General features: G+C 40.7%; 19 protein-coding genes. 6 read left to right on the plus strand and 13 right to left on the minus strand.

Annotated elements, in window-relative coordinates:
• Positions 1-73: 73 nt before the first annotated feature.
• Positions 74-853: a DUF2189 domain-containing protein gene (locus tag CWC04_RS05790; RefSeq protein ID WP_126008131.1), complete on the plus strand. Its 780-nt coding sequence runs from the start codon at positions 74-76 to the stop codon at positions 851-853.
• Positions 854-941: 88 nt separating this feature from the next.
• Here the strand turns inward: CWC04_RS05790 and CWC04_RS05795 are convergent, their stop codons facing one another.
• Entirely contained in the window at positions 942-1721 is a 780-nt protein-coding gene (locus CWC04_RS05795) for a nucleoside-binding protein (RefSeq protein WP_126008133.1), read from the minus strand.
• A 612-nt stretch (positions 1722-2333) separates the two neighbouring features.
• Here CWC04_RS05795 and dps point away from each other — a divergent pair.
• On the plus strand, positions 2334-2849 hold the full coding sequence (gene dps, locus CWC04_RS05800) for a DNA starvation/stationary phase protection protein Dps (RefSeq protein WP_004587573.1): 516 nt from the start codon (positions 2334-2336) through the stop codon (positions 2847-2849).
• 250 nt (positions 2850-3099) lie between these two features.
• Here dps and CWC04_RS05805 read toward each other — a convergent pair whose 3' ends face one another.
• Positions 3100-4467, minus strand: coding sequence for an alkaline phosphatase PhoX (locus CWC04_RS05805; RefSeq protein WP_138684882.1), 1368 nt, complete (start codon positions 4465-4467; stop codon positions 3100-3102).
• A 206-nt stretch (positions 4468-4673) separates the two neighbouring features.
• Between CWC04_RS05805 and CWC04_RS05810 the strand changes: the two genes are divergently transcribed.
• Positions 4674-5822 (plus strand): PA0049 C-terminal domain-containing protein, encoded by a 1149-nt coding sequence (locus CWC04_RS05810; RefSeq protein ID WP_138684883.1) that lies wholly within the window; start codon positions 4674-4676, stop codon positions 5820-5822.
• A 66-nt stretch (positions 5823-5888) separates the two neighbouring features.
• Here the strand turns inward: CWC04_RS05810 and CWC04_RS05815 are convergent, their stop codons facing one another.
• The 4 genes from CWC04_RS05815 to CWC04_RS05830 form a co-directional block, all read right to left on the minus strand.
• Entirely contained in the window at positions 5889-6566 is a 678-nt protein-coding gene (locus CWC04_RS05815; RefSeq protein ID WP_138684884.1) for a glutathione S-transferase family protein, read from the minus strand.
• Positions 6567-6629: 63 nt separating this feature from the next.
• On the minus strand, positions 6630-7271 hold the full coding sequence (locus CWC04_RS05820) for a hypothetical protein (protein ID WP_138684885.1): 642 nt from the start codon (positions 7269-7271) through the stop codon (positions 6630-6632).
• Positions 7272-7286: 15 nt separating this feature from the next.
• Positions 7287-8096 (minus strand): NERD domain-containing protein, encoded by an 810-nt coding sequence (locus tag CWC04_RS05825; RefSeq protein WP_138684886.1) that lies wholly within the window; start codon positions 8094-8096, stop codon positions 7287-7289.
• Between the two features lie 118 nt (positions 8097-8214).
• Positions 8215-8805, minus strand: coding sequence for an acyl carrier protein phosphodiesterase (locus CWC04_RS05830; protein ID WP_138684887.1), 591 nt, complete (start codon positions 8803-8805; stop codon positions 8215-8217).
• 311 nt (positions 8806-9116) lie between these two features.
• Here CWC04_RS05830 and CWC04_RS05835 point away from each other — a divergent pair, with 311 nt between their 5' ends.
• A complete protein-coding gene (locus CWC04_RS05835) occupies positions 9117-10445 on the plus strand; it encodes a sodium/glutamate symporter (RefSeq protein WP_004587582.1) in 1329 nt (442 codons plus the stop codon).
• Between the two features lie 78 nt (positions 10446-10523).
• Here CWC04_RS05835 and CWC04_RS05840 read toward each other — a convergent pair whose 3' ends face one another.
• On the minus strand, positions 10524-10757 hold the full coding sequence (locus CWC04_RS05840) for a ChaB family protein (RefSeq protein ID WP_054982821.1): 234 nt from the start codon (positions 10755-10757) through the stop codon (positions 10524-10526).
• A gap of 13 nt (positions 10758-10770) precedes the next feature.
• Complete coding sequence (sodC, locus tag CWC04_RS05845; protein ID WP_096740151.1) at positions 10771-11340, minus strand: superoxide dismutase family protein; 570 nt, start codon at positions 11338-11340, stop codon at positions 10771-10773.
• Positions 11341-11847: 507 nt separating this feature from the next.
• Between sodC and CWC04_RS05850 the strand changes: the two genes are divergently transcribed.
• Positions 11848-12093, plus strand: coding sequence for a DUF4235 domain-containing protein (locus CWC04_RS05850; RefSeq protein ID WP_004587585.1), 246 nt, complete (start codon positions 11848-11850; stop codon positions 12091-12093).
• Positions 12094-12181: 88 nt separating this feature from the next.
• On the opposite strand, the gene CWC04_RS05855 is transcribed toward CWC04_RS05850, so the two are convergent.
• Positions 12182-12676, minus strand: a complete 495-nt coding sequence (locus CWC04_RS05855; RefSeq protein ID WP_054982822.1) for a hypothetical protein — start codon at positions 12674-12676, stop codon at positions 12182-12184.
• A gap of 212 nt (positions 12677-12888) precedes the next feature.
• The gene (locus CWC04_RS05860) at positions 12889-14121 is read right to left on the minus strand and encodes a Vgb family protein (RefSeq protein WP_138684888.1); all 1233 of its coding nucleotides are present in this window, start codon (positions 14119-14121) and stop codon (positions 12889-12891) included.
• A gap of 419 nt (positions 14122-14540) precedes the next feature.
• Between CWC04_RS05860 and CWC04_RS05865 the strand changes: the two genes are divergently transcribed.
• Complete coding sequence (locus CWC04_RS05865) at positions 14541-14849, plus strand: hypothetical protein (protein ID WP_138684889.1); 309 nt, start codon at positions 14541-14543, stop codon at positions 14847-14849.
• An 87-nt stretch (positions 14850-14936) separates the two neighbouring features.
• On the opposite strand, the gene CWC04_RS05870 is transcribed toward CWC04_RS05865, so the two are convergent.
• The 3 genes from CWC04_RS05870 to gcvP form a co-directional block, all read right to left on the minus strand.
• Positions 14937-16097 (minus strand): lipase family protein, encoded by a 1161-nt coding sequence (locus CWC04_RS05870; protein WP_249326058.1) that lies wholly within the window; start codon positions 16095-16097, stop codon positions 14937-14939.
• 16 nt (positions 16098-16113) lie between these two features.
• Entirely contained in the window at positions 16114-16656 is a 543-nt protein-coding gene (locus tag CWC04_RS05875; protein ID WP_138684890.1) for a DUF6795 domain-containing protein, read from the minus strand.
• A 482-nt stretch (positions 16657-17138) separates the two neighbouring features.
• Complete coding sequence (gcvP, locus tag CWC04_RS05880; RefSeq protein WP_138684891.1) at positions 17139-20030, minus strand: aminomethyl-transferring glycine dehydrogenase; 2892 nt, start codon at positions 20028-20030, stop codon at positions 17139-17141.
• Positions 20031-20152: the final 122 nt, after the last annotated feature.

Consider the following 20152-nt stretch of genomic DNA (forward strand, 5'->3'; position numbering starts at 1 on the left):
TATATTGTTCAATTTGTAAATAAAGCCAATGTGTTCTAAACCTTTAAGAGACACCTTGTTAAGGAGCGTTGTTATGCCAACAACAAACACGATTAATAAACACTCTGAATTTGCCCGCTGCATTGAATGCAATAAGGTAAACACATTTGCGGCTTTTCACTGGCTAGCACTGGCATTTAAAGACATGACCCGTGCGCCCATATTGAGCCTTATTTACGGGGTAATATTTACCCTTATTCCTGTTGCTATTGTTTACTGGGCAATGTTTACAGGTACATATTTAGTAATACTGCCTGCAACCGTGGCGTTTGCATTGATAGGCCCAGCCTTTGCGGCAGGCCTTTACGATGTAGCATGGGAGCTTGAAAAAGGCCATAAACCCACACTTAGCCACTCTATAAAGTCGATGTTTAGAAACCCAGTAGGCGAATGGGGCTTTGCAATAATGCTAATGGTTATCATGATTGCTTGGATGCGTTTAGCCGCACTTGTGCATGCTTTGTATCCTAGCCACGCCAATCCCACCTTTGAAGAGTTATCGGCGTTTTTAACGTTAGGCAGCATAATAGGAGGGGTATTACTGGTGACTGTATTTTCGCTTTCTGCTTTTGCTCCACAAATAATGATGGAGCGCCGAGTAGATATTATGACCGCTGTAATAAGCTCTATGAACGCTGTAAAAACTAACTTTGCCGCTATGGTGGTATGGTCAATTTGTATATTTGTATTGGTAGCTGTTGGTTTTGCTACCGGCGCCACGGGCTTTATTGTAATTATGCCTTTGCTTAGTTACGCCAGTTGGCATGCTTATATTGCAGTTATTAAAACCAAAAAACCTCGCGGTTACGAGTAACAACCAACCACTTAAAGTTCCAACCACACTGACTAAAAATAGCGCCAAAAGGCGCTATTTTTTATCAACCTAGCAAAGCAAGCTGTGCTTAAAATACCCAAATAGCATGTAAAAAGGGCTGGTTTTCTATTTTATTAGTCCCTAACTTGTTGTACCAATAGCGCCACTCCACCCCTACCATTAACTGTTGCGGGTTTAAATTAAAGTTTTGCCCTACATCCCAATGCACAGCGGGTTGAGCAAGCAACCACTCATTAACTTTATTGCCTAGTTCGTCATCACGCCCAGAAATATATTCTACGTGGCCGGTAAAATAAAATGCTTGGCTAGCTAGTGTAAAAGGTGCACCCCATGCAAGGTCTATAAAAATACTGTTGTCTTGCTTGGCTAGCTGATCTTTTTGCACGCCGCCGTTGGCATCAATGTAACCTGCAAAAGTAGTTGTTAAAAAATCAAAGCCTGGGGCATCCCAACTGAGCTTGATGCCTGGGGTGTATTTCATTAACCCCTCTTCACCGGCGTTTATACCAAACACTAAACCTGTGTCTTTTATTGCACCGTAACGCACTGAGGTATCAAAGGCTTTTGATAAGCTAAGCGTTGTGTACCACTCGCCATATATACCCGTATCTTGAAAACCATCACTAAGGCTGTCGTTTAAAAAGTCGATAAAAAAGTAGTTATCACCTAAGTCATGCTCTGAGGCATGCTCTATGGTGTAGGTGCGTGTAAATGACGACTCCCCGGTGAAGGGATTTAAGGCATCGCCAAAATTTGTGTGAAGCTGTGTGACGCTCCAATTTTCTGCTAGTGCTGAGTGAGACAAAAGCAGTATAGATATTGTAAACAGTGTTTTTAAAAAATTCATGATTTATTTACATAACCCCAATTAAAATGCGGCGGGAGTATATCAGTGAGCATTCACCAACTAAAGAGATTAAATAAGTACAAAGGCTGATTTTTAAAATCTAAGCAGTAAAGCCCAATAGCGCGGCTTTAAAAGAGCAGCGTTAGCCCTTTATAAAACACCTGAATTAATCATTACGCAGGTAATAAATAAGCACCTTTATATTTTGTATACCCTTGCATAGCTTATTTACTGGGTTTTATTTAGAGGTTGTAGCGCGTGCAATATTAAGATGGGCTTTTAAAGGCAATTTAATAACGGCATGAATTGTAAGGCTAGGTACTTTAGTTAGCTGTATTACACAGACTATGCCTTATTGAGCATAAACAAATTTCAACTCAATCGATAAACAGCCACAGCTTTTTTACTACTGTGCACAATTTACAAAAATAAGTGCATAAAATTCATATTCTACGTCTCTCCCTTTTTAACCTTACGTACCCAATCAAAAATAAAGCATTAAATATCAACAATTTAAACAAATAAACTTGGTAGGCATAGGCTTTGCTTCATGTATTGCAAGTTAAATGGTAGCAATGGCTACATACAACAAATTACACAACGGGAGACATTATGAGTAACTCACAACACCCAATTGAATTTACAGCCCCAGGTATGGATAACGAATCAGCAAAAAAAACAATTGAAACACTCGATAACCGACTCGTAGCGCTTTTAGACTTACAACTTACTTTAAAGCATATTCACTGGAATGTAGTAGGCCCAAGCTTTATTGGTGTGCATGAAATGTTAGACCCACAAGTCGATGCTATTCGCGAAATGACCGACACCATCGCAGAGCGTATTGCTACATTAGGCGGTACGCCACAAGGTACACCTAAGTCAATTGTAGATCGCCGCACATGGGAAGAATACTCATTAGGTAAAGCCTTTGTAGTAGAGCATTTAGGTGCATTAGACAAAGTATACAGCGGCGTAAACGCCGACCACCGCAAAGCCATTGGCACGCTGTCTGAATTAGACCCAGTATCAGAGGATATGATCACCAGCCAGCTAGGTGACTTAGAGCAGTTTCAATGGTTTGTACGTGCACACATTGAATCGTCTGCAGGTAAACTAAATCATTAATTTATTACCCACTTTGCCATACAAGGAATGTTAATAAGAGTTAAAGGACTAATAAAGATACAAGGACACGTTACAAAAGTAGGTACAGGATGAAGTGCAAACTACAAGGACTCGTTGCTTATTACATAGAGGATGTAGTAAATGCACCAAGGATGATTAAAGCTTGCTAACGGATTTGGTAAACCTACAAGGATTGTTAAAATACAAACGCTTAGTATACCTATACTAAGCGTTTGTATTTTTTACCACTTTAAAGCTTAAAACTATCCCAAGGACCAGTAATAGCCAACGTTTTAGTTGGCATGTATACGTTTACAAACAAGGTTTGCCCGTCAGGTGAAAAACACGCCCCAGCAAGCTCTGTTTGCGCATGCAATTTAGCAAAGTTATACACCTCTCCTTTGGGTGTCACCCCGCGTAAATGGTTATTCACCGTGTCTGTGTATTGATCCTCACATACAATTAAATGCCCGTTAGGTGCTACCGTTAAATTATCACCAAAGTTGTATAACGACTCGTTTGTACTTTCTACAAATAGTTGTATTTTACCAGGCTCATTTTGCTCTAACTCAGTGCCTTCGTTTTTTGAAGGTGTGTACTTCATTACCTGACCTAACTGCTTTTTGCCCCCATTAGTACAGCAAAAATAAAGCTCATTTTTACCCCAATGTATTCCCTCTCCTCGTGCGAATAAGGCTGCACCTTTTTTATAACCTTGCTTACGTAGGTCATCATTTGGGCTTTTAGGATCTGTGAGCGTTATCCATTCAACTAAAAGGTCGCTGTGTAATGGCATGGCCGGTGAATCCCAATTTCGGCTATCAAACTGAGGCTGGTTTTTAATTACCATAGCTTGCAATATGCCGCCTTTATTTAACTTATCGCGATGATGAGGAATAAACCGATAAAACAAACTATCGCCTCTATCTTCAGTTAAATAAACAATACCGGTTTGTGGGTCTATTGCGGCGGCTTCATGATTAAACCGGCCCATATCATATAATGGCTCAGGCTTAATTAAGCCTTTGGCGCTGGCTGGTACCTCAAAAATGTAACCGTGAGATTGAGACAAGCCATCGCTTTTATCCATAACGGTTTCTTCGCAGGTTAGCCAACTACCCCACGGCGTTACACCGCCTGAGCAGTTTCTTATTGTGCCACACAGCGATAAATACTCTTGTTCGCGTTTTTGCTCTTTTAAGTTATAAATAATATGGCTAGTGCCCCCAGGCAAAGCTACACCATTTTTAAATGAATCATAGGCTAAGGGGGTTTTGTGGTTACTAATTAAATCAGATGCTTTATTAATGTGTTTAGGTTGTAGCTCATGGTTACGTATAAGGGCTACGCGTTCGTTATCTAATGCAATACAACCCATGCCATCGGCACGGTCGGGTACGTCTAAACCATCATCCATTTTATCGCCAAGTGCCGATATAACCCGATAACTAAAGCCTTTAGGTAAATCTAATAAGGCCTGAGGGTCGGCTATTAATGGGCCATAAGCTGGCAACTTAGTCGTTACTTCAGGTAAAGCAGCGTTACCCATTGCGCTGCGCGATAAGCCGATAAACGCAAGCGAGCCTGCACTAAATAAAAACTCTCTTCTAGAAACCATTATTTTATTCCCGTGTTTTTTATTAAATCTATAGTAAAGGAAATAACCCGCTAGAAGTGCGGCGCTTTGCTAAATTCATCAAAATGTAATAATGTAACATTCCATCCGTACCAGATATCAGTTAATTCAACTTTAAATAATTGCCCTCACTGTTTAATAGTAGGATAGTAAGTTACTCAAATAACAACGGCTTAATTAGGAGTATCATGATCAAAGTATTACTAGCAACCAGCTTAATTGCCTCTTCATTCGCAGCTTTAAGTAATCCACTCACCGTTGAAGAACAACGCATCAGCAAAGCACAAACAGCTATGCCCACTGTGTTAAACGCCTTTAATAAAGAAGTAACCACCTTTGAGCAACAGTTTAAAGCACTCAATAACTTTAAAGAGGCAAAGCAGCTCATTCAAACCTATAGTTTTGAGCTGTGGGAAAGCGCTAAGCAACGCATCATTAAAACTAACAATTACGACGACCGAGCACTTTACTGGGCGCGCTTGCTTTCAAGCAAAATAATACGTACAACCGCAGCTAACGTTGAGCTATCTGACGCGCAAATAAATACGCTGCTAAGCATGCTTGAAGAGGGCAGCCGAGGCCGCACCGATTTAGCTTTTTCATCAGGTAGTGATAAAAAAATTATACTTACCGGATTTGACCCTTTTTTACTCGACAAAAATATCAACCAAAGTAACCCATCTGGGGTCGCCGCATTGTTACTCGACGGCCAAGTTATTAATTACAATGGCGTTAGCGCCGAAATTAACACGGTTATGGTACCAGTACGCTACGAAGACTTTGACCAAGGTATAATAGAATCACTCCTTGCCCCCTACTACGCACTTAATAACGTCGACATGGTTGTAACGGTTAGCATGGGCAGAACCGAGTTTGATTTAGAGCACTTTCCTGGTAAACGCCGCAGCGTAACCGCGCCAGATAACGCCAATATTGTCTACGGCGGTACGCAAACAAGCCCTGTTATTCCCAAGTTAAATGGCCGCCCACTGCCTGGTAATGAATTTGTAAAATTTAGCCTACCAGTAAGCGCCATGCAAAACGCCAAAGGCCCATATAAAGTAATCGACAACCTCGAAGTAACTACACTTAATAAAACCTTTAAAGCGGGCTCGTACGGCGCGCTTAAAAACAGTGTTGCGGTAAATGGCGGCGGGGGTGGTTATTTGTCTAACGAAATATCGTATCGTAGTATTCGACTGCGTGACGCGCTAAATTCAAGCATTCCTACTGGGCATATCCATACCCCGCGTATTCAACAATTTGAACCCGAAACAGAAGCCAACATAGTTAAACAAATTAAAGCAATGCTCACGCAAAGCTTAGTGGCATTATAATAAAGCTAAGCAATTAATATACATAAAAAAAGGGCAATATTAATTGCCCTTTTTTACTTTTAAGCGTTAGCTCTTCGGGTAGTTAGATGGGAAAAACGCACGTTTGGCTTCTTCATCAAACTCTTTTTTAAAGGCGACATCGGTGCCAATTTTGCGTGCACGCGCAACCGCTGGGCGGCTATCAATGCTTTCAAACCAACGTTTTAAATTAGGGTATGGTGCTAGGCCTTCTTCACCAAGTACTACTGGCGCTTTATCAATCCAACCCCAAGCAGATACATCAGCAATGGTGTATTCACCACCCACAATAAAGTCGCGACCTTCAAGGTGTGCATCAAGCACTTCGTAATGGCGCTGCGCTTCACGCAAGTAGCGGTTAACGGCGTAATCAAGCCCTTCAGGCGCCATGTGTCTAAAGTGTACACTTTGCCCCGAATACGGCCCAAGGCCAGATGCAATAAACATTAACCATGAAAGCATTTCGGCGCGATTCTCTGGCTTACCTGCTAACTTACCGTGTTTTTCACTTAGGTACATTAATATAGCGTTCGAATCAAACACACGAGTTTCACCATCAACAATGGCTGGTGCTTTTGCATTAGGATTGATGGCTTTAAACTCAGGTGTGTGTTGCTCACCTTTTAAAGTATCAAGTGGCACAAGTTCAAACGGCAGCCCTGTTTCTTCTAAAAACAAAGCAACCTTCATTGGGTTAGGTGTATGGTGAAAATAAAATTTGATCATAAAACGCTCCTAAAAGTAGTAGCTACAATTAAACCACAACTTGAGCAGTCGTTCAAAAAATAGTTAGCTAAAGTACTTAACCAAACAGCTCACTTGTATTAACCCTACACCAATATAAGCAAATATAAAGCGTGCTTCTTCTTGTGCCTTTTTAATAAATGCCACGGCAAAAGTAACTACAATAATAATTACACTTAATGCTAAGCCATATAAAAAAGAGCCACAAAAGTGAGGTAAAACAGCAAGTAAACACGCAATAATTACTGCGCCATAAAAAGCTACAAGCATACGAACGTTAAACAATATCCCAAGCAATGCAGCTATAAACGCAGACGCATATAAAATTACAACCTCCCTAGGCCACGCGTAACTTAGTGGATGTTTAAAATTAAAGTTTGTAGAGTTTAAACTAGTAACCGCAGACGAAGTCGCGTGTATAAAAATACTAACTAATAAAGCGCCGATAAAAAATGCAGCAAATGCCGAAACAGCACCGCCGCCGGTATACCCTGCTTTCTCTTTTTCAATCACTATAACCACAACACTCAGTGCCGCACTAAGCTGAAACCATTGCCAGTAATCGTTACTAAAAAGGGGGATTGCTGCAAAGCCAATAACGGGAACTAATATTTTGGCTTCTTCGTTTTTGTGTAATAAATAAAAAGCCATAATAGCTATATAAAACAGTGCCGTTACATCAGGCATAAAATCTACTTCCTTTTAAATCTCAACACTATTTCTACATTTAGGAAATGCACTACAGCCAAAGAACGTATTTCCTATATTAGTACCTTTCTTTGCTTTACGTAGTACCATTTTCTCACCGCAACGTGAGCATACCTGAGTTTCTGAGCGTTCTTTTTTTAGCGCCTGCTTTTGTTCAATAAGCGTTTTTACATGGCTTACATGTTGGCGATTTGTTTTAAAACTTGGTTTTAATTTTCCGCTTTCAATTGTATTTACTATATCGTTTTTAGTATTAGCACTAAGTACTCGCTCGGTTTTACTTTTAATGTACTCAATACCGCCGCGTGCAAACCTAACATTTTCAGGTAGTTTAGTTTTAAATGTGCTGTCGCCAATAAAAATAATAACCGAAAATAATGCGTGACTGTTTATGTTTAAACACGACTCAAGTGTTTTTAAATGCTTGTAGTTTTGATGCAGTGGGTTTTGAAATTTTGATGAGTGTTTAAAAATTTTTTGTGTCCATATTTTTTGATTCGCTGAACCAAAAATCCAACCTTTCATGTTTTTAGTTTCCACCACAAACACACCAAACTCAGACACAATAATATGATCAATTTGCGTAGTGCCATTTTCAATGCCGTTTTCAAAAGTAGGCAGTGTCACATTTTTAATTAACGTGTAATCTGCCTTATTTAAAAACAGTTTAATTAGCACATTAACTTGCCACTCTCCCATCGCTCCTTTAAACCAAGGTGTTTTAAAAACCCCAATACAAATAAACAGCGGTATAAAATACCAAAGCTGGCCTAATAACGTGACCAAAATCGTAGAAAAACCCATATTTAGTTAATCCTTTAAGCTATACAAATGGCAATAATAGAGCCGCGAAATTTAAAAAATAAACTAGCAGTACACGTAATAATGCACGTTCAATATTAAACACATTTAAGCATTGTTTTTAATATGCCCTTTCTAAGGCGTGTTCATTAACATGTTCAATTAACTCAGGGAAAAATGCTAAAAATACCGATTCTAACTCATGGTAGTTTTGCGCTATATCCTCAGCGGAACCGGTAAAGTTATTAGTAAAACGAATGCGTTTGGCTATGTTATCAAGCGCAAGCCCTACCCCTTCTATAGTTTCGTATTCTTTAAACCAATCGTTTGTAGTCATGCTGGTTACAACATGCTGCATGCGCGGTGGCATAACTGCTATGCGCTCATTTAAAAGTGCGTAGCTGCTGCGTTTAAAATCATTTAAAGGGTGTTTATTAAATTGCTGCCAATGCCTAATTAAAAAGTGATCAAACAGCACGTCAATCGCTACGCCTGCAAAGCGCTTTCGCTCGGGCGAAAAGTACTGTTTAGTGGTTTTTACTAAAGCGTGTGAGTCGGTAAATTTATCAACTAAGTAATGGTTTTCTAGCGCGCTTTTAACGCTATTGGGCAGGTATTCTGCGTGCCTGCGTCCACCAAAATCACCTAATAAATTGCCAAAGTGTGAATCGGCTGTAGGCTTTGCTAAGTAAAGGTGAGCTAAATAATTCAACGTAATCCCAATGGGTTTAAACAAACTTAATTTTGCCAAATAGTAACGCACATTTAAGCGAAACTCACACGAGTGTTTAGCGCACTCTCTGTGTATTTACCTAACACTTTAGTTTGAAAATTATACAAACACTCTGTAAAGCCGTTGCACTCAATTCAGCATTAAATATTTAAAATAGAATTATCAATCACTTAAAATTTAAAAATCGCTGGAATATATATTGCTACTTAGCGTATTTAGCACTCAAACATGTATAGTTCTTTTTATTAGTGAGTAGTTTAAAGGAGCATAAAACATAGGTTAAATCAGTTATGGATATAGCTATATTTTTTAAGTCGTTACTACTACTGGCCTTTTTTTTAACGCTAGGTAATTTAATTAAGTACACACTTTTAAGGGGCTTAATTGTGCCCTCATCGTTAATTGCTGGCGTATTGGCTCTTTTATTAGGGCCACAATTACTCGGTGAGCATATTAATTTGTCGCTCCAAGGCACTAATTTATGGATAGATGAAAAGGTCACAAGCATATGGAAGGAGCTACCAGGGTATTTAATTGTAGTGGTGTTTGCAGGTTTATTTTTAGGTAAAAAAATACCTACAATTAAACAATCGCTAAACCAAAGCCTACCCAATTTAAGCTTTGGCTACAGCATTGCCATAGGCCAATATGTGGTGGGTATGATCACGGCATTATTAGTACTTGCCCCTTTATTTGATACCAACGAAGTTGCCGGCGCACTCATTGCGGTGGGATTTCAGGGCGGGCATGGCACCGTAGCTGGCCTGCAATCCACTTTTGAAAGTATCGATTTTGCAAAAGGTATGGACTTGGGGTTAGGTATAGCAACAATAGGCCTTATAAGCGCCATCATATTAGGGACTATTATGTCTAACCGCACCGATGGGGGCGACCAAGAACTTGAAATTAGCCACGACGAAAAAGTAGAAGTAAAAGACCGCCCATTTGGCCTGCACTTTGCTATTTTAGGCACGGTTGTAATTGTTGCTTGGCTTATTCTTAGTGGCTTACAAGTAGCCGAAAAAAACCTTTTTGCCGATTCATCGGTAAAAATACTTGAGTACATGCCTTTATTCCCCATTGCGATGATGGTGGGTTTAGTGGTGCAAATAGTGCTTAATAAATCAGGCATGGGTAACTTAATTAGTCACTATCAAATAAATCTGCTTTCTAACCTCTCCCTCGATTTACTAATAATTGCCGCACTGGGTGCGCTTAACTTATCGGTACTTGCTAAATATTGGCAAAGTATTTTAATTTTAGGCGCGGTGGGGGTTGCCTATAGCGCGGCTATTTACTTTTTCTTTGGTGGGTGGTTTTTCCCAAAAGATTGGAAAGTGAGAGGAATTGGCGAGCTTGGGCAATCTATGGGCACTACGGCGGTTGGGCTGTTAATGCTAAAACAGGCTACCTCAAACCCAAGCGAGCATATTCGCCCCTTTAGTTACAAACAACCACTTTATGAGCCCGTGGTTGGCGGCGGTATTGTTACAGCCCTTGCACTTCCTGCCATTGCTAATTTTGGGCCGTGGGCATTTACTATTATTATGGCGGTTATATTAGCCTGTGTAGTGGGTGGTTTTGCCTTTTATAAACGCCGCAAACACAAAAGCGAGTAGCCTAATTGTGCTATAAAAAAGCCGCTACAACTTTTGTAGCGGCTTTTTTATGCATTGGTATTTTACTTTTACCAGTAACTAATTACTCGACTTAACCCAATTGCCATTATCATTTTTACTGTAGCTATTTTTAACCGCAGACCAAGCCACTTTATGCGCTGTGGTTTCGCGGTCGTCGTCGTTTTTTCTATCGCTTGGGTCCTCGTAGGTATCCCACGCGCTATTAAACGCCTCTTGATATATCTCTTGGGCATGTTTAGGTAAGTTACTTTTTACCGAATCCGGTAACTCGTTTGTGTTTTGATAAGGCATAATAATTTCCGTATTACTTAATTACGCCGCACGCAACACGTTTACCGCCACCACCTAATTTCTTGGGTTCGTCGGCATAATTATCGCCCCCTTTGTGGATCATCACTGCGTGTTGTTTAAGCTGCTCAAGCTTGAGCCTTGGCGCTAAAACAGGCGATTTAGCTTCGCCGCGCTCATTTACAAATAACGCAGGTAAATCGCCTAGGTGGCCATTACTCCACGGTTCATCGTGGTGTTTAGCGCTGTTAGGATCAAAGTGCCCACCAGCAGCACCGGCCGGTACAACTTTACCGTTTTTTTGCTTTGGCTCGCAGCTAGCATATTGATGAACATGAAAGCCATGCTGCCCAGGCGTTAAGCCTTTAAGCGCTGGGGTAAATACCACCCCGTGCTCATTTTCTGTCAGTGTAACGGTGCCAAGTAACTCACCTTGCCCCGACTTACTTACTGCATGCATATCAACATCTACATTCGCCAATGCGCTATTTTGTAGCATTGCAGCGGTAAATAATATGGCGCAAGCTGGTTTAAAAATACGTGTTACGCTTTTTTTAGCGGTTGAATCAAAGTGTAAACAATTCATCGTGCTCTCCTTATGTAGTATCTGTTTTGTAAATAACGCGACTGCTCAGTTATTAGGTACAATCTCTATACCAAGCTCACTGTAGGCAAAAAATTTCACCTGCGCTAAACGTAACGCATTGATTAAAAATAAAATAAACAAGACTAGATAATTAACCACTACACATACTTAAAATTTACTGCGTGTTTTTGCTTAAACGCTGCACAAAAACTAGGGCAAATTTACAAAAGAAATGACAACTTTACAGGCTTAACACGCCCACCCGCCTAATACTAAGTACCGCTCAAAACGGGTAAAAAAGCAGCTTAAACGCTTAATAGCGCATTTACTAATACCGCGCTAAGCCAATAGCACAGCGCGTTTAATCAAAATACGCGCCTATGCACACGCTAAAATAAACCATGCTCACCAAGCCTGCTGCGCTATCGGTATACTAATTGCTGAACATACTAGTGTTATTAAACGGGTTATAGATGACCCTATCGCTATTAAACAATCGAGGGAATTATGAGTAACAAGCAACTAATTAAAACACTAGGTATAGGCCTAGCCGCCGCATCAGCTGGCATGCTAACCAGAAAAAGTTTACAAAAATCGTGGGAAAAGGTAACCAACGAGCCCGCCCCAAAAGACAAGCCAAGCGAGCATACAGATCTTAAAGAAGCCGTTACATGGGCGGTGGTATCAGGCATTGGTGCAGGCGTGGCAAGAATGGCCGTACATTATGTGCTCGACAAACGTAAATCTAAGTAAGCCAATAGCCACTAAAGTACAACGTAAAAAAGCATAAAAAAAGGTGAAACTAAGTTTCACCTTTTTTATTACTTTAAACTAATTAGCTTTACGCGGTAGACACACTACTTGCGCCTGCATTTTTAAGTATTTCTTCAATCGCGCTTTTGTTATCGCTGTTGTACTTAACACCAATTAATATAGAGCCTTTTTCAATGGCGTCTTCGTAAAATTTAACTTCGTGCTCAGGAATAAACGCACCAATAGCAGCGCCTAAACTTCCGCCAACGGCAGCACCAGCACCGCCCGCGGCAAATGCAGCCACTAATGGACCTGCTACTAATAAACCTGTACCACCGGTTGCCACGGTACCTACGGCAGTAAAACCGCCAACAATTGCAGCAATAATACCACCAGACGCTGCACCAACAATGCCACCTTCAGCCGCTTTGGTTCCCTCGTCTAAGGCAAAGTCTTCCTTTGCGTATGAGTCATTGGCAACAATGCTTATATCAGCTTCATTAATACCTAATGCTTCTAATCTATAAATAGCCAGTGTTGCTTGTGATGCGCTTTCAAATAACCCAGTAATAACCGTGCTCATAATAACTCCTTTATTTATTTAAAAAATACAGCTATTACTAAGCAAAACCTAAACCACTTAAATTATTGCTATTAATCAATAAGTTAAACAACAACCCCAAACTACTGCTTTCATTTACACAGTAAATATTGCTAACCGTTGTAAAAAACTCCTACCACATAAATAAATACACTAACGCTTAGCGCTTTTATATAACGCGTTAATCAACTCAATTACTTAGACCAAGTAATTTCGGCTAATTGATTAGTAGCCGTTTGATGAATAATTAAGCCGTTATTGCCCATACGCATGTGCCTAATTAAGCCAGAGTAAACCCCTTCTTTACTGGGAATTTGCCAGCTTTGCATGGTTTGAGTTTTTAAATCAAACCTAACCAGCGTTTCGGGGCGCTTAGCCGACTCATTAAACCAAATAGCATTATCAGCATATTCAATGGCATACGGGTGGCTGTTTTCGCCGCTGGGATTATCCCACTGTGTTATTTTACCGTTTTTGGGGTTATAGCGGCCAAGTTTACCCATGCCTGAGTTTACATAAAACACCATATCATCAGGCGTAATAGCAAGGCGCCTAGTATGTGTTTTAGCACCTGGGAGTTTTATTTCGCTAAGCTCCATGGTGTTTTTATCAACTTTAACCAAACAGTTACTGCCATTACACGACACCCACGGCGTCCCGCTAGAATCAAGCTTTATACCATAAGGCCGCGAGCCTTTAGTGGGTAAAGTAGCCAGCTTAATATCACCGCTTTTAGGGTTTAGCCTGCCAATCATGTTGCTGTGCTGCAGGGTAAACCAAAATATACCCGCATCATCAAATACGCCTGTATGCGGGTCACGGGCGTTTTTATCAGGCATTTTATACACTTTAAATTTTTCGGTTTTTAAATCTAAATACCCAACCGTGCCATTTTTATTACCTAAAAACCAAGGGGTTTGGTTTTTATCAAGCGATACACTGTGCGCATACGTACCACTTGGCAAAGTGTACTCTTTCATTTCACCGGTTTTAGGGTTTAACCTACCTAAAATATTGCCCCACTGGCCAACCCACCAAATAAGCCCGTTTTCACCTTGCACAGGGTCGCGAGCGCGCTGCCCAAGCGTAGGCACTTGCCAGTATTTAAAGCTAAGTTTTAAATCGCCTTTAACCACCGTTGACTCACGCTTATTATTAACAGGGTAATGCTTGGCCAAATACGCGCTAATATCTTTACTAAGCGCAGTGCCCTCGCCTGTATCTACCATATAACTTATGAGTGTTTGCCAATCCGCTTGGCTATAACCCGCACTGCGCTCAAGGTTGTTTAAACTATGGCAACTAGCACAAAGCTGCTCAACTAATACCCCAGGCTCGTTACTCAATACAGGTAACGGCGCAGCTAAAGCCCCTAGCGCAGCCATTGCCACAACGTGTTTATTAAATAAAAATCGATTTTTACGCATAACGCCCTCCCTTTTTTAATATTAAAACATAGGGCGAAAGTGTTTACTATATGAGCACTTTTAGCTTTTAGCTTTTAGCTTTTAGCTTTTAGCAAAATAGTGTCGCTTTTATTTTCGGTGTGAAAATCGTTATTTTTGGAAGGGGTAATAGTAATTTAGGTACGTTTTCTTGCTTAAAAAAATAAAACAAACTCCCTCTACATGTAAAACCAAAAAGTTTGTGCTTTCGGCCAACGCGCTAGCAAGCTAAGCGCCTACAATAAATAGCATTGTACTTATCTTTAGCTGTGGCTATTACATTGGCTATGCGTTGGGTTTCGCTTCGCTCAAACCAACCTACTGTTGTTGCATAGCTACAAGCTTGCGTATAATGCCCGCATTCTGGCTGTATGTATTAGCCGCTAATTTGGATTTGAATAATGAAAAAACTCTCTGCAGTGCAAGTAAAACAACAAGCACTTGTGCTTAACGTTGCCGATAAACTAGAAGCACAAGGGCGCGAAGAAATCCCTGGTATGGTGCAATGCTGGTTTGATGTGGAATATCACTTATTTCCAAGTTCACTACTGCTTTGTTTTCAGTTCGAAAACGAACAAGCTTTAGCAGCCGCAGAGCCTGATTTATTAAAATGGCAAAAACGCTTAAGCGCCGCAATGCTTAAAAAAGGCGTGATTTTAAAAGATATGCGTAAACATTTAGTGTTTACCTTAAAAGGCCCTGACGATTAAATAAGGGCAATAAAATTGCCCTTATTTGCAATTAAAATAACAAAAAATCTTGTCTTCTTTTCTATTTACAGCCTTCTCGGTTTTTATTTAAACCATCAAATGAGCTGTATGACTTGCTAATTCAATTGAAAATTTAGCCAGCTGAGAAAGTTTAATAAGCATTTTTTTTAAAATAGTACGGATGCCACGGTAACTAAAATCTATAAGTTTACTTGCTGGTAAACCACAGAAAACATACATATGACCTACTATACCTTTTACCTCTGCAGCATAAGCTCGCGAGGTTTCAACTTCGTTAGCTAAATAAGACGCAATGGCATCGTAAACAGTTAACAAGCCTGTAACACTAACTTGTAGTGCGCTAAGCGCACCTATCTTATTTAAAAAATCAAGAAGTGCTGCACCTATTTTCCTAGCCCAAAGGGCAGTGAAACTAGCTTGATGACGTTTTTCAAATTCAAGACGTGTGGCTTCTTGGTGGCGTAGTTCAAATCCCTTTTGTATATCTTCAAAAGTTCTATATTTTGATGCCGTATTCAAATACCCCGGTGTTGGATCAGACATACTATGCGCACCTGGTGATATTGAAGGGGATGAATTTAAAATATATTCATAAGTAGTATGTACAAAAGGCCATACAGGCACCATTGGTACAGGATCACCAGCATGTATACAGCGGTAAACCCCTTGTAAAACATTTTGTGTATGAATTGAAAAATTCAATAGTCCGACTCGCGGAGCCCCGAAAGTATAGAGTTTAACAGGTACTTTGAAGCGTTGCTTCAACCAGTTAGCAGCTAAATTAGCTAATGCACCACCTAAACTATGGCCAACAACATGAACGGGAGCAGTAGGATTATTAGAAAAATACTGCTCTAACTGTGATTTAAGCGAGTTAAATGTTTGATTGAATCCTGCGTGTACACTTTGGTTATTGGGACCAGTGGAAATACCACAGTGTAAATCAGTAATACAATCGCGCATTTTTGCTGTGCCTCTAAGCGCTAGTACATACTGCCCCTTATACGCGTTCGTTTTCCCTTTAGCAATACAACCAAACGGAGTACGATGACGAAGTACTCTTTCTAGAATAGAGCCGCTTATGCCTTTTACTGAATCGCTATCAAAATCAAAGTGTCTAGACAAAGCTCCATAATAAGCGGAGCCCTCGTCACCATCAGTTGTGTCAGTTGAATATGATATTGCAGCAAACCTAGCTACTAATGAAGGAGTTAAAACTTGCATCATAATAATTTTCTTTATTTTATTTAACTTTATCACTAGTAAGATTTAGGTGTTCATCAACATCAATAACTTCAAAATCTTTATCCCAACGACAAATTGAAGTCCCCTCTAAACTCATTTCTTCTCGACTACTAGAAAAGCTAAATAAAATAGCCTCATTAGTTATATCAGCGTTAAGAGAACTTAATTTACTGGTAAATTCATTAATAGGATTTTTCCCTATTAATGTCGCTCGCCAAATAATAAATTTTTTTCTATTAATGGTGGTGGTAATGTATTGGTTAGTAAATATTTCTTTGAATGGTACGCTGGGTTCATCAGAACGAATCGTTTTTTCAGGAAACCTAAAACTGCCATCTGGATCTGTATAAACAAAATCTCTACGAGGCTTACCATCTGAGAAGCTAAGACTACGTAAAATCAATTGATTGCCAACAGGCTCACCGTTATTTTTTAAACACCCGAATACTTCAGGAGATAGATGTACTTTGTGCGCACCAAATTGATCAAAAAAGGGCTGAATTTTCGCGCTGAAGCTTTGAATTCTGTCAATGACTGACACAGTAACCTTTTGAAATATGATTGTTTTTGGAGGAAGAATGTGTAATTTATTATGAAGATTACCCACAGTCCTTGTCGATATTAAAATATTTTATCGAGTATTAAATAATATGCAATTAATTTTTCAGCTGCTCATTGGTAAAATAATATAAATTGAAATTTCGAACTGGCTTAATTGAGCTGAACACTTTAATAATAGACAACGTCGCAATATTAGGAGAAAAGGATCAAATCAAGACTTCACACATGAAATTATTAGGCAATCTTTCAAGTTGTAGTTTGATCTTACCATCTTCAGTTATTAACTTATTTAATAACTACCCTGCTATTTGGGCTTCACCAAAACGACAGTAAGCTGTGTATCTAAAGCGCTTAAACACAAAAAAACCGTTGCATTGCTGCAACGGCTTTTATAATTTTGATAAATTTTCAAACTATAATGGAACTTACTACCCATTAAAGTTCAAAAGTTAGTCTCAACTCTTAGTCGCGATATGTCTCTACCGCTGGGCATGAACATACTAAGTTACGGTCGCCGTACACGTCATCTATTCGTGTAACGGTTGGCCAAAACTTGTCTTTAGCTACCGAAGGCACTGGGAATGCAGCGTAAAAACGGTCGTACGCGCGGTCCCATTCGTTACCAAGTACGTCAGCTTGTGTATGCGGTGCAAACACAAGTGGGTTGTTTTCAATTGACCATTCGCCAGAGATTACTTTGTCGATTTCACCTTTGATTGACACCATTGCTTCGATAAAGCGGTCTATCTCGCCTTTTGACTCAGATTCAGTTGGCTCAATCATTAACGTGCCCGCTACTGGGAACGACATGGTTGGTGAATGGAAGCCGTAATCTTGCAAGCGCTTAGCTACGTCCATTTCAGTAATGCCTGATTGCTCTTTAAGTGGGCGTAGGTCAACAATACATTCGTGCGCAACGCGGTTGTTACGGCCACGGTATAAAATTGGGAAGTGCTGGCTTAACTCGTGTGTTAAGTAGTTAGCATTAACGATCGCCATTTCAGTGGCTTGTTTTAAGCCCTCTGAGCCCATCATGGTAATGTAAGCCCATGAAATAGGTAAAATAGCGGCTGAGCCGTAAGGCGCTGCTGATACTGCACCGTTGTTAATGTTTGTGCCCGGTACGTTAATTACGCTGTGGTTTGGCATAAATGGCGCAAGGTGCGATTTAACACCAATTGGGCCTACACCTGGGCCGCCGCCACCGTGCGGAATACAAAACGTTTTGTGCAAGTTTAAGTGCGATACGTCTGAGCCAATAAAGCCTGGGCTTGTTACGCCTACTTGCGCGTTCATGTTTGCGCCGTCCATGTAAACTTGGCCACCGTGCTCGTGCACAATGTCACAAATTTCGCGAATGGTTTCTTCGTAAACGCCGTGTGTAGATGGGTATGTGATCATAATACACGATAAGTTTTCAGACACTTCTTCGGCTTTCGCTTTTAGATCGGCCATGTCTACGTTACCGTTTTTATCGCAATCAACCACTACAATTTTCATGCTGGCCATTTGCGCAGATGCAGGGTTAGTACCGTGCGCTGAGCTTGGAATTAAACATACGTTACGGTGCGCATCGCCGCGTGACTCGTGGTATTTACGAATAGCAATTAAGCCTGCGTATTCACCTTGTGCGCCAGAGTTTGGCTGAAGTGAAACTGCATCGTACCCAGTAATGTTAACTAGCCAGTCGTGCAGCTCGTTAATCATTATTTGGTAACCTTCGGCCTGATCGAGCGGGCAGAATGGGTGCAAGTTTGCAAATTCAGGCCATGTAATTGGGATCATCTCAGCGGTCGCGTTTAGTTTCATGGTACATGAACCTAACGAGATCATTGAGTGATTAAGCGCTAAATCTTTGTTTTCTAGTCGCTTAATGTAGCGAAGCATGTCTGTTTCGCTGTGGTAGCTGTTAAAGTTTGGATGCGTTAATACTTCGTCATCACGTACTAAACTAGCTGGAATAGAGTCGCTACCGTTTGCTTCAATATCGGCTGTAATACTATCTACGCTTAGGCCATGGCCTTCACCTAGTACAATATCAAATAGCTCAGCTACATCGGCGCGTGTGGTGGTTTCTGAAACCGAAATAGAGTATTCGCCGTTGTGGTTTGTGGCAAAGTTAACGCCTTTGGCAAGAGCACGCGCTATTACGTCATCTTTGCTGTCGCTCACTACTGTTAGCGTATCAAACCAGGTGCTGTGTTTAAGTGCAATACCTTTAGCTTTTAGGCCAGTTGCTAAAATATCAGCAAAGCGATGTATACGCTGCGCGATAGTTTTTAAGCCTTGTGGGCCGTGGTACACCGCGTAAAACGCGGCCATGTTGGCAAGTAGTACCTGCGCTGTACAAATGTTTGAGTTGGCTTTGTCGCGGCGAATGTGTTGTTCGCGCGTTTGCATTGCCATACGTAGTGCGTCGTTACCTAAACGGTCTTTAGATACACCAATAATACGCCCTGGTAATGAGCGTTTGTATGCGTCACGCGTTGCAAAAAATGCAGCGTGAGGGCCGCCGTAACCCATAGGTACACCAAAACGCTGAGCCGAACCAAGTACTACGTCGGCACCCAATTTACCCGGTGCTTTTAGTAGTAATAAGCTCATAATGTCGGCAGCAACACAGGCAATGGCCTTTTTGCTTTGTACGCCGGCAATTAGGTCGGTTATATCGACTACTTCACCTGATGTAGTTGGGTATTGGAAAAGTGCGCCAAAAATGTCGTGGTTAACGGCATCTTCTGCTTTACCTACAATTATTTCAAAACCAAACTGCTCAGCACGGGTGCTTACTACGTCAATAGTTTGTGTGTGTACGTCGTCGGCAATAAAAAAGGCATTGGCTTTTTTAGCTTTAGATACGCGTTTTGCAAGGCCCATTGCCTCGGCAGCAGCGGTTGACTCGTCAAGTAACGAGGCACTTGCTAAATCTAGGCCTGTTAAATCTAGGGTCATAGTTTGAAAATTTAATAGCGACTCTAAACGCCCTTGCGCAATTTCTGGCTGGTACGGCGTGTACGCAGTATACCAACCTGGGTTTTCTAGTACGTTACGTAAAATTACGTGCGGTACGTGCGTTGGGTGGTAGCCTTGGCCAATGTACGATTTGAAAACTTTATTTTTGCTTGCTACCGATTTTAAGTAGCTTAGTGTTTCAACTTCAGTACGGCTTTCGCCAACTGTTAATGGCTGCGCTAAGCGAATGCTTGCAGGTACAGTTTGGTCGATCAGCTCTTGCACACTTGATACTTCTAAAGCACTTAGCATATCGCTTACTTGTGCTGGGCTTGGCCCAATGTGGCGGCGAATAAAATCTTGCTTTTGCTCTAACTGTTCAAGAGATTTGGCGTTTGACATGCGTCTAGATTCCTATGATCCTAAATACTAACGGGTAATTAGTATTGATTAAAATATGTGATGATTTAATAACGTACTGTGTATGGGAAGTAGGCCGTTAAATCATAAAAGCCCCAAAAACT

Origin of the sequence: Pseudoalteromonas sp. S2893 (genome assembly GCF_005887105.1) — a bacterium.
Lineage (GTDB): Bacteria > Pseudomonadota > Gammaproteobacteria > Enterobacterales > Alteromonadaceae > Pseudoalteromonas > Pseudoalteromonas atlantica.

Bases quoted from the DNA above. Each gene is read 5' to 3' on its own strand.
- CWC04_RS05810 (WP_138684883.1), top strand. From the start codon at position 4,674: ATGATCAAAGTATTACTAGCAACCAGCTTAATTGCCTCTTCATTCGCA.
- CWC04_RS05795 (WP_126008133.1), bottom strand. From the start codon at position 1,721: ATGAATTTTTTAAAAACACTGTTTACAATATCTATACTGCTTTTGTCT.
- CWC04_RS05805 (WP_138684882.1), bottom strand. From the start codon at position 4,467: ATGGTTTCTAGAAGAGAGTTTTTATTTAGTGCAGGCTCGCTTGCGTTT.
- sodC (WP_096740151.1), bottom strand. From the start codon at position 11,340: ATGAATTGTTTACACTTTGATTCAACCGCTAAAAAAAGCGTAACACGT.
- CWC04_RS05820 (WP_138684885.1), bottom strand. From the start codon at position 7,271: ATGCCTGATGTAACGGCACTGTTTTATATAGCTATTATGGCTTTTTAT.
- dps (WP_004587573.1), top strand. From the start codon at position 2,334: ATGAGTAACTCACAACACCCAATTGAATTTACAGCCCCAGGTATGGAT.
- CWC04_RS05825 (WP_138684886.1), bottom strand. From the start codon at position 8,096: ATGGGTTTTTCTACGATTTTGGTCACGTTATTAGGCCAGCTTTGGTAT.
- CWC04_RS05865 (WP_138684889.1), top strand. From the start codon at position 14,541: ATGAAAAAACTCTCTGCAGTGCAAGTAAAACAACAAGCACTTGTGCTT.
- CWC04_RS05815 (WP_138684884.1), bottom strand. From the start codon at position 6,566: ATGATCAAATTTTATTTTCACCATACACCTAACCCAATGAAGGTTGCT.
- CWC04_RS05850 (WP_004587585.1), top strand. From the start codon at position 11,848: ATGAGTAACAAGCAACTAATTAAAACACTAGGTATAGGCCTAGCCGCC.
- CWC04_RS05790 (WP_126008131.1), top strand. From the start codon at position 74: ATGCCAACAACAAACACGATTAATAAACACTCTGAATTTGCCCGCTGC.
- CWC04_RS05870 (WP_249326058.1), bottom strand. From the start codon at position 16,097: ATGATGCAAGTTTTAACTCCTTCATTAGTAGCTAGGTTTGCTGCAATA.
- CWC04_RS05840 (WP_054982821.1), bottom strand. From the start codon at position 10,757: ATGCCTTATCAAAACACAAACGAGTTACCGGATTCGGTAAAAAGTAAC.
- CWC04_RS05855 (WP_054982822.1), bottom strand. From the start codon at position 12,676: ATGAGCACGGTTATTACTGGGTTATTTGAAAGCGCATCACAAGCAACA.
- gcvP (WP_138684891.1), bottom strand. From the start codon at position 20,030: ATGTCAAACGCCAAATCTCTTGAACAGTTAGAGCAAAAGCAAGATTTT.
- CWC04_RS05835 (WP_004587582.1), top strand. From the start codon at position 9,117: ATGGATATAGCTATATTTTTTAAGTCGTTACTACTACTGGCCTTTTTT.
- CWC04_RS05860 (WP_138684888.1), bottom strand. From the start codon at position 14,121: ATGCGTAAAAATCGATTTTTATTTAATAAACACGTTGTGGCAATGGCT.